This window comes from Paenibacillus salivarius, from assembly GCF_051307165.1.
GTDB lineage: Bacteria > Bacillota > Bacilli > Paenibacillales > Paenibacillaceae > Fontibacillus.
In genome coordinates this window covers 1,700,401-1,713,001 of record NZ_CP195592.1, presented here as the reverse complement: position 1 = coordinate 1,713,001, position 12,601 = coordinate 1,700,401, and the positions used below count along the sequence as shown (strand labels likewise).

Annotated in this window: 9 protein-coding genes; 1 reads left to right on the top strand and 8 read right to left on the bottom strand. The window is 53.6% G+C overall.

Features of this window, described 5'->3' with window-relative positions; genetic code table 11:
• Positions 1-398 precede the first annotated feature (398 nt).
• Positions 399-1,052, bottom strand: a complete 654-nt coding sequence (locus ACSFXJ_RS07555) for a 50S ribosomal protein L25 (protein WP_435924564.1) — start codon at positions 1,050-1,052, stop codon at positions 399-401.
• A 244-nt stretch (positions 1,053-1,296) separates the two neighbouring features.
• On the opposite strand from ACSFXJ_RS07555, the gene ppk1 reads away from it, so the two are divergent.
• Positions 1,297-3,408, top strand: coding sequence for a polyphosphate kinase 1 (ppk1, locus tag ACSFXJ_RS07550; RefSeq protein ID WP_435925702.1), 2,112 nt, complete (start codon positions 1,297-1,299; stop codon positions 3,406-3,408).
• On the opposite strand, the gene ACSFXJ_RS07545 is transcribed toward ppk1, so the two are convergent.
• The 7 genes from ACSFXJ_RS07545 to ACSFXJ_RS07515 all read right to left on the bottom strand — a co-directional run bounded on the left by ACSFXJ_RS07545 (position 3,365) and on the right by ACSFXJ_RS07515 (position 12,567).
• The gene (locus tag ACSFXJ_RS07545; protein ID WP_435924563.1) at positions 3,365-4,909 is read right to left on the bottom strand and encodes a Ppx/GppA phosphatase family protein; all 1,545 of its coding nucleotides are present in this window, start codon (positions 4,907-4,909) and stop codon (positions 3,365-3,367) included. The two genes, ppk1 and ACSFXJ_RS07545, sit on opposite strands and share 44 nt — an antisense overlap.
• 177 nt (positions 4,910-5,086) lie before the next feature.
• Complete coding sequence (ptsP, locus tag ACSFXJ_RS07540; protein ID WP_435924562.1) at positions 5,087-6,799, bottom strand: phosphoenolpyruvate--protein phosphotransferase; 1,713 nt, start codon at positions 6,797-6,799, stop codon at positions 5,087-5,089.
• Entirely contained in the window at positions 6,792-7,067 is a 276-nt protein-coding gene (locus tag ACSFXJ_RS07535; protein ID WP_435924561.1) for an HPr family phosphocarrier protein, read from the bottom strand. Before ACSFXJ_RS07535 ends, ptsP begins: the two co-directional genes overlap by 8 nt.
• A gap of 72 nt (positions 7,068-7,139) precedes the next feature.
• A complete protein-coding gene (ptsG, locus tag ACSFXJ_RS07530; protein ID WP_435924560.1) occupies positions 7,140-9,215 on the bottom strand; it encodes a glucose-specific PTS transporter subunit IIBC in 2,076 nt (691 codons plus the stop codon).
• A 229-nt stretch (positions 9,216-9,444) separates the two neighbouring features.
• Entirely contained in the window at positions 9,445-10,290 is an 846-nt protein-coding gene (gene glcT, locus ACSFXJ_RS07525; protein ID WP_435924559.1) for a glucose PTS transporter transcription antiterminator GlcT, read from the bottom strand.
• Positions 10,291-10,482: 192 nt separating this feature from the next.
• On the bottom strand, positions 10,483-12,024 hold the full coding sequence (locus ACSFXJ_RS07520) for a flotillin family protein (RefSeq protein ID WP_435924558.1): 1,542 nt from the start codon (positions 12,022-12,024) through the stop codon (positions 10,483-10,485).
• The gene (locus ACSFXJ_RS07515; protein ID WP_435924557.1) at positions 12,025-12,567 is read right to left on the bottom strand and encodes a protease; all 543 of its coding nucleotides are present in this window, start codon (positions 12,565-12,567) and stop codon (positions 12,025-12,027) included. It lies immediately after the preceding gene.
• Positions 12,568-12,601 lie beyond the last annotated feature (34 nt).

Here is a 12,601-nt window from a genome sequence, read left to right as displayed (position 1 = left end):
TGCCGACCTTGCGCGTTTATAGGGAGGGATATGCAATCGATCAATTGTGTATGAAATATCGACTTGATAAGTCCAAAAAGGGGATATACGGCTGATTCTGTATGATAATTCATACAGAATTGTCCATGATGCCGCCAAATGTTGGATTTGTGGACGATATTTCATACAGAATTGTCCGTAATGCGGTTAATCGTGAGTTTGTGGTCGATATTTCGTACAGAATTGCCCGTAATGCGGTCAAACGTGGATTTGTGGTCGATTTTTCATACAGAATTGCATGTAATATGGCCAAACGTGAGTTTGTGGTCGATTTTTCATACATAAAAGTACACAAACTTTTAAAGCCCACAATAAAGACGGCCCAAAGGCCGTCTTGATCAAGTCGCTTCCTATTTAGCTCAATTTCCGTTCGCCGTACCGGTATCCGGAGCTTCCTCCGCACCCGCGGTTTCCGGTGATTCGGCGCCGGTGCCGGTGTCGACTTCCTCTTCGACGACGCGCGGCAGCACAAGCGAGGCAAGCAGCTCTTCTTCGCTGCTGATCAACGTGACGCCGTTCGGCAGCGGCACATCTCCCGCGATCAATTTGTCGCCGTTATCGAGACTGCTGATATCCACATCCAGGCCCGCAGGCAGGTCATCCGGCAAAGCCTCGACCTCCAGCTCGGTCGTCTGCACCTGAAGTACGCCGCCCGCCTTCGTGCCGATCGCGGTACCCGTGAATGTAAGCGGGATTTTGACGCGGATCGGCTTGTTTTTGGACACCTTTTGGAAATCGACATGGACGACATTACCGCCGCGAAGCTGAATATCTTTGATTAATACGGGATAAGTATCCCCGCCTTCCACCTTCAGATCGAAAAACTCCGACCGTCCGGTCCGGGACACTTTCGCCAGCTCCTTGGCATCCACATGAACGGGGATGCTTTCGATTTGCGCTCCATATATCACGGCAGGAATCCGGCCGCTTTCCCTCAGCTGACGTAAAGACGCCCGGTTAAATTTCTCTCTCTGCACTACGCTCAATTGTTGGGTGTGGTGATGGTTCGCCATATATCGATCTACCTCCTTGAAATAGTACCCCGGCAGACGCCAAGAGACGCCATACTGTTAATCTACCCAAGAACCCGCCCTTTTTAACAAGCTTGAACGATATTTTCATCTCAATTTTTACACAGCCTTAAATTTTTTACATAGAATTTACAAAACCAAGCATGTTGTTACCTACAGACCTAGTAAAATAGAAGCAAAAAAGGGTACCGGGCATTTTTTGAAGGTTAACGGAGGTTTAATGAATATGGCGCTTACGGAAATCAAAAAAGGTTCACGCTATCTAAATCGTGATCTCAGCTGGGTCGAATTTAACCGCCGCGTGCTCATGGAAGCAAAGGATCCAGGGAATCCGCTGCTGGAAAGAGCCAAGTTCCTATCGATCGTTTCAAGCAATCTGGACGAGTTCATGAGCGTCAGGGTGGCGGGAATACAAGACCAGATTCGCGCCGGCTACACGAAAAAAGACTTTACGGGCTATACGCCCGCCGGGTTGTACAAACGTCTGATCTCCCGCATTGCGGCGATGGTGGCCGAGCAGTACCGGACGTTCCGGGAGCTTTCGAGGCAGCTTAACAAAGAGAAAATCCTGTTCCTCACATATGAAGAGTTGAACGCCATGCAGCGAAAGTCGATGGAGACCTATTATCACGATATTATTTTTCCCGTGCTGACGCCCATGGCGGTGGATCAAAGCCGGCCCTTTCCCCTCGTTCATAACGGGTTTGTGTATCTGGCCGTCGTTCTGGAGCGGGTAAACGAAAATGTACAAGCGGAGGAGGAAGCCGATCAGGAGCCTTACTTCGCGATACTGCAAATTCCGTCCAATCTGTCCCGGATCATTCCGCTGCCCCACTATTCCAACAGCAAGAATCAATCCTTCATTCTCATCGAAGAGCTGATCCGTCACAATATTCAGTCGCTGTTCAGCGGGTATGTCCCGCTTGCAGTGCATGAATTTCGCGTAACGCGGAATGCGGATTTAACGATCGATGAGGAAGGGGCCGAGGATCTACTTGAGGAGATCGAAAAAGAGCTGCGAAAACGGCGCTGGGCGGCGCCCGTGCGGCTGGAGATTCAAAAGGGCTTCCATCCTTATGCCCTCGAGGTGCTGCAGGAAGAATTCGAAATCACCGATGCGGTGTTCGAAATCGACGGCCCGCTGGATTTGAGCTTTCTCGGCAAGCTTCCGGGAATGGTTAAAGGGTTCCCGAAGCTGCGGTATCCTCAGATCGAGCCGGTATATCAGCGCGAATTCGAGATGAGCGAGGATTACTTCGAAGTTCTGAAACAGCGGGATATCCTGGTGTATCACCCTTACGAAAGTTTTGACGCCGTCACCGATTTCATCGTTCAGGCTTCGGAGGACCCTTCGGTAATGGCCATCAAAATGACGTTGTACCGCGTCAGCGGCAATTCGCCCTTGATCCAGGCCCTTGCCCGGGCGGCGGAGTCGGGAAAACAGGTCACCGTCGTGGTGGAGCTCAAAGCGCGCTTTGACGAGGAGAGGAATATCGCCTGGGCGAGGGCGCTCGAAAAAGCGGGATGCCATGTCGTATACGGCCTGATCGGCCTGAAAACCCATGCAAAAACCCTGCTCGTCGTCCGGCAGGAAGGCCGGGAATTAAAACGGTACGTTCATGTGGGTACAGGCAATTACAACGATATCACCGCACGCCTGTATACGGATATTGGTCTATTTACGACCGATCCTGCTATCGGGGAGGATGCCTCGCAGCTGTTTAATCTGATTACCGGATATTCGGAGACCAGCCGGTGGAGGGCCCTTACGCTGGCCCCGATGAGAATGAAGGACGAGCTGTTCTCGCTGATCCAAAGGGAGGCGGAGCATGCCGCCGCCGGGAGACCGGCCAGCATTATCGCCAAGATGAACTCCTTATCCAACCAGGAGATGATCGACGAGCTCTACAGGGCCTCCCAGGCCGGCGTAAGCATTGATCTGATCGTCCGGGGGGTATGCTGTTTGCGTCCCGGCGTGGAAGGATTAAGCGAACGCATCCGGGTGCGGAGCATCGTCGACCGGTTCCTGGAGCATTCGCGGATTTATTATTTTGAAAACGGCGGGAACCCGGAAGTGTTTATATCCAGCGCGGATTGGATGACCCGCAATTTGACGCGCCGGCTGGAATTGATGTGTCCGGTCACCAAACAGGAGACCCGGGATACGCTGGTGCAGATTTTGATGCTTTCGCTGTCCGATAACGTGAAGGCAAAGCGTCTGATCTCCAACGGCAAATACGAACCCGTTTCCAACGGCCTGCCTCCTTGCCGCAGCCAATTCGCCGCGCTCGATATCAGCCGTTGGAAGAAGTTTTTTGAAGCTCCCACTCCAATCTGAAATTCCACGCTTTTTTGAAATTTTTGGCCGCGGCCTCAAGCTGCCTGAGTTCCAGGTAAGCCTGGCCGCGGCTTTTTATTTTCAATAGCAACGCCCCGTCTCCCAGGACGGCATCCACCGACTCCACGCACTGCGTTTCGCTGGCATCCAGCGAGATCGCGATCTCGACCAGGGAGCCCAATTTACGAACCAGATCCATATCTCCTTCAATCAGCAGAGCCCGGTAATCCCCCGGATTGATCCGTTTGCCGTGATTGCCCGCAAAGTCGGCAATGAACGCGCTGAGAACCGCCTCACGGTGGCTCAAAGCCCCGAGCGGGGCATGGGTCAGCCAGTACAGCGTATGCTTGTCGTATTGATGATAGCGGACGGCGCTGCCGATTTTATACAGCATGGATGCCGCATAAAGAAGCTTGTCCGATCCGGGCTCCGAGGATGGCGCCTCCCCTTCCATAAAGCGATGCAGCTGCGCCGCAAAGGCGTGAACCCGCAGAAAATGGGCTCTCGGCGCCGGAGCTTGGAACAGTAGCAAAGCTTCCGCCTGGCGCCTAAGCACGTCCGATGGAGAGGCGACCCCGAGACCAAGCAAATCGAGGAGCAACCCTTCTCGCAATCCCGACCCGCTGACGAGGCAATATGCCGCCCCGGTGCGTTCGAAAACGGATTGGAAAATGATAAGACCCGGAACGATGATATCGGCCCGGGATTTGGAAAGGCCGTCCAAACGTCTGCGTTTTTCCAGCGGCATGACCGGCAGCGACTCGGCATAATACCGGATATCCTCAGGTTCCACCCGGTAATGATGCGCTGCGCGGAGCGGATAGTTCCGTCTGCGCTGGTCCAGCTTGCTTAGCGTGCGGATCGTTCCTCCCAGGCCGATCAACGGCAAGCCGGGATGCTCAGTGATCCAGGCATGGCCGTCCAACAGCTTTCCGATCTCGGAACGTAAGCCGGCAATATCGCCAGCCGACCACGGGTCCGAGGCTCCGAATCTCAACTGGGCGTTCACCGCCCCTATGGGCAACGATACGCTATGCAGCATCCGGCGGCCGCGGAACAGCGTGATTTCCGTGCTTCCGCCCCCGATGTCGATAATGAAGCCGTCCTCCATATCCATCCCGGCGGTGACGCCGACAAAACCGAAAAAAGCCTCTTGCTCCCCGGATAACACTTCGATTTCAAGCCCGGTCTCCCGCTTAAGCAGGGCCGCGATCTGATTTGCATTGGCCGCGTTCCGGATGGCCGCCGTGGCGGAGACCCGTATTTTCTCGCATCCGTAAACGTCGCAGATTTCCCGAAATTGTCTTAGCACAGGAACGATGGACAAAATATCCTCGTGTCCCATCTCTCCCCCGTTCTTCATTTTTTCGCTTAAACGGGCGGATTCCTTGTTTTCGTTTATCAAACGGAACTCCCCCTGCGGCGTCGTTTCGTAAATCGCAAGGCGAATGGAGTTGGACCCGATGTCCATGATTCCGATATTCATGCGGTTGTTCCCCATGCTTAAGCTCCTGTCGTTAAAGTAATGAAAAAAAGTTTCATTTCATCAACACTTTATCCCAAATAGGAGGAAAAATAAACCGTTTTGCGCCAGCGAGTCGTCAATTCCAGCGAAAAAAACCGGCGCCAAAAGGCACCGGTTCATGAAGGAAACGCAAAATTGCGGTTGGAAAAGAGGTTATTCGGCGATACCGCGCACCAGTTCCACCACTTGATCCACGGTCTGCATTTGCAGCGCCTTGGCTGCCAGCTCTTCCATGTCCGATTTGGACAGCTTGGAAATTTGCGACCGTGCCGGCAGAATGGAAGTTGCGCTCATGCTGAATTCGTCGAGACCCAGTCCCAGCAGCAGCGGAATTGCCGTGCTGTCCCCGGCCATCTCGCCGCACATGCCGGCCCAGCGGCCTTCCTTATGCGCGGCGTCGATCACCATTTTTACGAGGCGGAGAATCGCCGGATTGTACGGCTGGTACAAGTAAGATACCCGTTCGTTCATCCGGTCCGCAGCCATCGTATATTGGATAAGATCGTTCGTACCGATACTGAAAAAGTCCACTTCTTTCGCAAACTGGTCCGCAAGCACGGCGGTGGAGGGAATCTCCACCATGATTCCGAGCTGAATGGAGTCGGACACGGAGATGCCCTCGGCAACGAGCTTTTCCTTCTCCTCAAGGAGAAGGGCTTTCGCCTGCCGGAACTCATCCAGCGTGGCGATCATCGGAAACATGATTCTGAGGTTTCCGTAAGTGCTCGCCCGCAGCAGCGCGCGCAGCTGGGTACGGAAGATGTCCGTCCGGTCCAGGCATAGGCGAACCGCGCGGAATCCGAGGAAAGGATTCATTTCCTTCGGCAGATCCAAATACGGAAGCTCTTTGTCCCCGCCGATGTCCAATGTTCTGACGACGACAGGCTTGCCTTCCATTTTTTCCAGAACCGTCTTATAAGCGTTAAACTGGACATCCTCGGAAGGAAGCTCGGTCCGGCCCATGTACAAAAATTCCGTCCGGTACAAGCCGACGCCTTCGCCGCCGTTTTCGACAACTCCGGCGACATCGTTCGGCGTGCCGATGTTGGCCGCCAATTCGACATGAACGCCATCCTTCGAGACGGTCGGCAAATCGCGCAGCTTTTTCCATTCCGCGATTTGCCGCAGATGATTGTCCCGCTTCGTCTTGTATTCCTCAAGAACCTCGGGCGTCGGGTTTACGATCACCGCGCCGTCAAGCCCGTCGACAATGACGGTGTCGCCGGCTTTGACCTTCGACAAAACCTCTTTCGTTCCCACGACGGCGGGAATTTCCAGCGATCTTGCCATAATGGCCGAATGTGAAGTACGTCCCCCGATATTCGTCGTAAAACCCTTCACGTAATTCCGGTTTAGCTGGGCCGTGTCCGAAGGAGTCAAGTCCTCGGCAATCACGATGACCTCCTCGCTGATTTCCGCCGGGCTGATATAACTCAGCCCGAGCAAATGGGTCAGCACCCGTTTGGTCACGTCGCGCATATCGGCAGCGCGTTCCCGCAGATAGGCGCTCTTCATATTTTCAAACATGGCGATGAACTGCTGCGACGTTTCATCCAGCGCGAATTCGGCCGTCACCCGTTCATCCGAAATTTTGGCGCGAACCGGATCAAGCAGCTCCGGATCGTCCAAAATCAGCAAATGCGATTCGAAAATTTCCGCCTTTTTCTCGCCCAGCTCCTGAAGCGTGCGTTGTTTGATCGCTTCGAGCTCGCTCCGGGATTTGGCCAAAGCCTCCTCCAGACGGGTGAGCTCCGCGGCCGGATCCTTGGCGTCCTTGCTCGTTACGGTGTAATCGGGATGCTCCAGCTTGAAAGCGGAGGCGATAGCCACCCCGGCCGAAGCGGCGATGCCTTCGATTTTAAGCATTCACTTCGCCTAGCCCTTCGTTAATCATCACATCCGTAAGCGCTTGAAGAGCGTCCTCCGCTCCTTCGCCTTCCACGATGAGCTTGATCGAATCGCCTTTTTCCAAACCGAGGGACAGTACGCCCAAAATCGATTTCAAGGTTACCTTTTTACCGTTCGCTTCCGCAAAAGCTTCCGCGCCTTTAAATTTGTTTGCCGTATTTACCAAAGCCGTCGCCGGGCGTGCATGAATACCGTCTTCGTCCGTAATTCTGAAGTTTTTTTCCATCTCGAATACATCTCGCTTTCGTTGTGTATTTTCACCCTTTATATTAAGGGATCTTGATGCCGAATCCAATTTTTAGCGGATCGTGATAATATTTTCTTCGCCTTTTTTCAACACTCCCGATTTGTTCAGCGTCACAGCCGCCCCTTCCGGAAGATTGGAGAAAATAATCGGCGAAATGATCGACGGAGCGTGCTCCTTCACATAATCAAGGTCGACTTCCATGATCGGCTGCCCTGCCGCGACAAGATCGCCTTCGCTGACAAGAACGTTAAAGCCTTGGCCTTTCAGCTTCACGGTATTGACCCCGATATGCACAAGCACTTCCTTGCCTCCGTCGGACATGATGCCCACGGCATGCTTGCTCGGGAACACGTTGAACACTTTGCCGTAAACCGGGGAATGAATCGTCCCGTCATGCGGAAGCACCGCAAAGCCGTCGCCGGTCATTTTTTCGGAAAATACAGGGTCAGGCACCTTCGTAATATCCATGAGCTCCCCGTTCACCGGCATCACGATATCCTCCTGGATAATCGCATCCCCGTCTTGCGCGGCTTGCTGCTCTACCGCGGCCGGTTTTTGTCCGGTTGCCGGAGCATCCGCTTGCGGCGTGATAGCCGGCGTTTTGCCGCTCATAATGTCCGCGATTTGGGATTTGATCGTGTCCGAACGAGTCCCGAAAATCGCTTGAATATTGTTGCCGACTTCCAACACGCCGGAAGCCCCCAGCTTTTTGAGCCGGTCCTTGTCGACGTCTCCCTTGTCTTTGACTTCCACGCGCAGGCGGGTAATGCAAGCGTCAAGGTGAGCGATGTTCGGACCTCCGCCCAGGGCGGCCAAAATATTGTGAGGCAGTTCATCCTGCGTCACGGCCTTGCCCTGATTATTGTCATCCTCGTCCGACGCGGCCGTGTCTTCACGCCCTGGCGTTCTTAAATTGAACTTGCGGATAACGAACCGGAAGCCGAAATAGTAGATCACGGCCAAAATCAGGCCGACGATGATGACATACCACCAAGGGGTGCGTCCCGGTATAACCCCGAAGATCAGGTAGTCGATCAAACCGCCGGAAAAAGTCATCCCGATTTTGACATTCAGAAGATGCATCGTCATAAACGAGAGACCTGCAAAAACACAGTGTACCGCGAACAGGACCGGGGCCACGAACAGAAACGAAAATTCGAGCGGCTCGGTGATCCCTGTCAGGAACGACGTCAGTGCCGCGGAACCCATAATCCCCGCCACATATTTCTTGTGCTCGGGTCTGGCCTCATGATAAATGGCGAGCGCCGCAGCCGGCAATCCGAACATCATGAACGGGAACTTACCGGTCATAAACGTTCCGGCCGTAAAGTCCACGCCGTCGCGAAGCTGGGCCATGAAAATATTTTGGTCGCCGCGTACCAGCTGTCCCGCAGCATTCGTATACTCCCCGAATTCGAACCAGAACGGAGAATAGAAAATATGATGCAATCCGAACGGAATCAAGGCGCGTTCGATCACCCCGAAGATAAACGCGGACAAGGTCCGGTTTTGATCCAGCATAAAATGCGAAGCGGTATTCAGCCCGTTTTGGATCGGCGGCCAGATGACCACCATGACCAGGCCCAAAAGAACGGCCGTCGCGGCCGTCATAATCGGAACGAACCGTTTTCCCGCGAAGAAACCGAGATATGAAGGCAGCTCGATTTTGAAAAACCGTTTATACATGGCCGCTGCGAGAATACCTACGATAATCCCGCCGAACACCCCGGTAGCCAAGGTCGGGATGCCGAGTACGTTGGCGTACGCGGGATCGGTACCGATCATGGACGGAACGACCCCGATGACAGTGCCCATCGTGACGTTCATGACCAGGTAGCCGATGATGGCGGCAAGTCCCGCAACCCCTTCGCCGCCGGCCAGACCGACCGCAACCCCGACGGCGAACAGAAGCGCCAGATTCGTAAAGACGATCTGGCCCGCATTCATCATGACCGTGGCGATCGCGTGAACCGTATGGTTATCCAAGGCCGGAACGAGCTCAAGAAAGTCCGGGTTGACCAGCATGTTTCCGATCCCGAGAAGCAGACCGGCGGCGGGCAACAGTGCGACAGGGAGCATGAGCGCCTTCCCGACCCGCTGCAATACGCCGAAAAACTTTTTGAACATATGCAACCTCCTATGTTTAATCTCTGGAGTCGAAACAACAAAAAAAGCATGAGCCAAAAAAAGTTTCAGACTGTATCTTATTTACGGTTATAATACCCCGCAAACAAGCAATACAATCAAAAACGTTTTATCAACTCATGCCTGATCGAATCAGTCACACATCGTGAACCTATTCTGTTGTTTAACGCAAAAGAGATTATAACAAACCTGCTTTTTCGATGCAAGCTTGCTATTTGTATTGAGGAGGTGCCACCCGGTGCAGATGCATGGTCAAATACCCGGCTTCTGCCGGATAAACCGGCTTGTTCAAACGCTTTTCCATGATGGATGTCAGTTTTTGCGCAACGGCGTACAACACCGGATATTCTTCCCTTAACAGGTTATCGAGCTTTTCCACTTCACCGACCTGCTCGCCGCGTCTGATCCGCTCGATCGCAAATCGCAAATGGGTGAGCAGCCTGGAGTAGTCCAGGGAATTTCGCAAAATCGAAAACTTCAGCTCTTCTTCGATCGTGGCGACAAGTTCGGCTATGAGCTGGGTATGGCCCCGCACTTCGCTGATATGCCGGTTCGTCAGCGCGCTGTTGATATGAAGAGCGACGAATCCGATTTCGTCTTCGCCCAAATCCACGCCCAATTTCCGGCGGATCAAATCGATGGCATATTCCGCAAGCTCATATTCGACCGGGTAGATTTCCTTCGTTTCGTACAGAAACGGATTATGGAAATACATATCCTGCTCGGCCCTTTTGATGGCAAACGCAAGATGATCCGTCAGCGCAATGTGAATATGCTCGTTAAGCTCGGTCTGCGTTTTCTTTGAAATATACGATACGATTTCGCCGATGACTTCGATCAGCTTCTCATCCACCTGCGGGACAAGCTGTTTGTACTGCTCCTGTTCATGCTGGTTCTTCAAAATAAATAACTTTTCAACAAACTCCAGGGAAATATGATCCCCTGGCTTCCGGTTAAAACCAATGCCTTTGCCGATCACGACAACTTCGCCGTGCTCCGGATGATGGGCAATGATGACGTTGTTGTTCAACACTTTGGCCACTTGTAGGCTGTTCACAATTGCACCTCATTTAGCTGCATTATTCGATTTTCCGGAACGCTTAATGCCTATTATAATCGACGTCCCTTCACCATGCCAGCCGTTTCGATAAATAATAAAAAAGCATCCCCCGGAATAGAAAAAAACATCCCTCCTGACGGAGAGATGCTTTCATTTATTTTTTCGAACGAGAATTGAGGGGCATTCAGATCAAGGCGTTTCCTGTGAAGCGGCGCTTTCCAACAATACGGACTGTTTGGCCGCGGGTACCGGTTCGGCGGCAGGTTTCGCCGTTTTCCCCTGCGTCAAGCCCTTGATCAGCTTATCCAGCTCGATGCCGGATACGCTTTTCAGCATTTCCGGCGCGGTCGCCATCAGCTCGGTGACGTAATTGCTGACCCTGGCAGCCCCTTCGCCTTTGCCCGTGTCCACCACCGTCAGCTTGTCGATCGTAGAAATCGGAGCCGCGATTTTGCCGGCCAGCTCGGGCAGCATTTTGACGACGATATCGAGGACCGCCGCCTCGCCGAACTTCTGGAACGCTTCGGCGAGCTTTTCCTTCGCCTCCGCTTCAGCCAAGCCGCGCAGCCGGATGATTTCCGCATCCGCCGTACCTTTCGCCCGCTCCGCGTCGGCGATCGCCAAACCTTCGAGCCGCTTCTGTTCCGCGGAAGCCTTCGCTTGGGTTTCGATGGAATATTGCAATGCGTCGGCCTCGCGCATTTTGCGGGCTTTTTCCGCTTCCGCCGCTTGTTCTACCGCATAGCGATCGGCATCGGCCTTCTTCTTCACTTCCGCATCATACTGCTTCTGACGAACGGTAATTTCCTTGTCCTGCAGGTCGATTTCCCGTTCCTTCCGGACGAGCTCCACTTTCATTTGCTCCTCGACCATCGTCTGCTTGGCCCGGGCTTCCTGAATATGATAGGCCTGGTCGGCTTCCGCCTTGGCCGTGTCCTGCTCTTTCTTAAAGGAGGCCACCTTCAACTCCTTTTCTTTCTGCGCTTCGGCGATATTGGTGTCCCGTAGAAGCTCGGCCTTTTGGCCGGACTCCTCGGCAAGCGCTTTCTGGATTCTCGCGTCCCGTACCGCCTCGGCTTCGGCGATTTCCGCGTCCCGCTTGACGGCTGCGATCCGCGGTTTTCCGAGCGCTTCCAGATACCCGTGTTTGTCGCGGACGTCTTTGATCGTGAAGGAAACGATTTGCAGACCCATCTTCTTCAAATCGCGCGCAGCCACCCCTTGTACCTCCTGGGCGAACTTGTCGCGGTTCCGGTATACTTCCTCCACGGTCATCGAACCGAGAATGGAGCGCAAATGACCTTCAAGCACTTCTTGCGCTTCCCCTTTCAGCGACTCGATCGGCTTGCCCATAAATTGTTCCGCCGCCGTCGCCACGTCCTCCACGGAGCTTCCGACCTTGATGATCGCCACTCCGTCCGCCGAAACGGGAACCCCTTGCTCGGTGTAAACCTCGGGGGTCATCACGTCCAGCTTATGGGACAGCAGCGACATGAATTCGGCTTTTTGAAAAATCGGCCAGATAAAAGCCCCGCCGCCGCGGACAATTTTGATTTTGCGGCCGGAGTCGTCCACGGAAATATTCTTATTCCCGAGAAAAGACCCCGTAACGATCATTGCCTCATCCGGGCTTACCGTTTTGTATCGGGCCCAGAACGCCAGACCGAGAATAAAAATAACGGCAATGACGACAATCGGAATCAACAAAAAATCAGGTACTGCCTCAAACAACTACATCATCTCCCTTTTCTGTTCGGTTTCATACAACTCGGAAACTTGGACTACGCCGTCCTTCGAATCCACGATCACGACCAGCGCCCCGGCGGGTATGCTGCGCCGGTCCCAGCTTGCCGCCGTATGAAGCGTATTGCCGGCCACAAACTTGACCATCACTTCCCCAAAGCCCTTGGGGGGAATCGGCACCGTGACTTCACCCAGTTTGCCGGGCAGTTCCGCATTGGAAAAACCGATCGAATTCTCGCTGTTTTCCATGGGCTTGACATAAGCAAAATAGATGAAAGCCGAGAAACCAAGCGCTATAAGAATAGCCAGGATGACAACCACCGCATTTGTCAAATGGGAATACCGGGAAAGCAGGATGCCCGCTCCGCCGAAAGTGGTCACCGCCGATGCCGATACGACCGGTTTCAGGAAGTCCGCCGCAAATGCGTCAAACAAGCCTTCCATCCAGCTGCCGATCAGATCCCCCAAAACCACGTTGATGATCGCAAAAGCCGCCCCGCCTGCAAAACAACTCCAAAACAAAACCTCCAAACCGTCCCCCCCCTTTCTCTGTACCAACCTATCG

Bases quoted from the DNA above. Each gene is read 5' to 3' on its own strand.
- ACSFXJ_RS07555 (WP_435924564.1), bottom strand. From the start codon at position 1,052: ATGGCGAACCATCACCACACCCAACAATTGAGCGTAGTGCAGAGAGAG.
- ppk1 (WP_435925702.1), top strand. From the start codon at position 1,297: ATGGCGCTTACGGAAATCAAAAAAGGTTCACGCTATCTAAATCGTGAT.
- ACSFXJ_RS07545 (WP_435924563.1), bottom strand. From the start codon at position 4,909: ATGGGGAACAACCGCATGAATATCGGAATCATGGACATCGGGTCCAAC.
- ptsP (WP_435924562.1), bottom strand. From the start codon at position 6,799: ATGCTTAAAATCGAAGGCATCGCCGCTTCGGCCGGGGTGGCTATCGCC.
- ACSFXJ_RS07535 (WP_435924561.1), bottom strand. From the start codon at position 7,067: ATGGAAAAAAACTTCAGAATTACGGACGAAGACGGTATTCATGCACGC.
- ptsG (WP_435924560.1), bottom strand. From the start codon at position 9,215: ATGTTCAAAAAGTTTTTCGGCGTATTGCAGCGGGTCGGGAAGGCGCTC.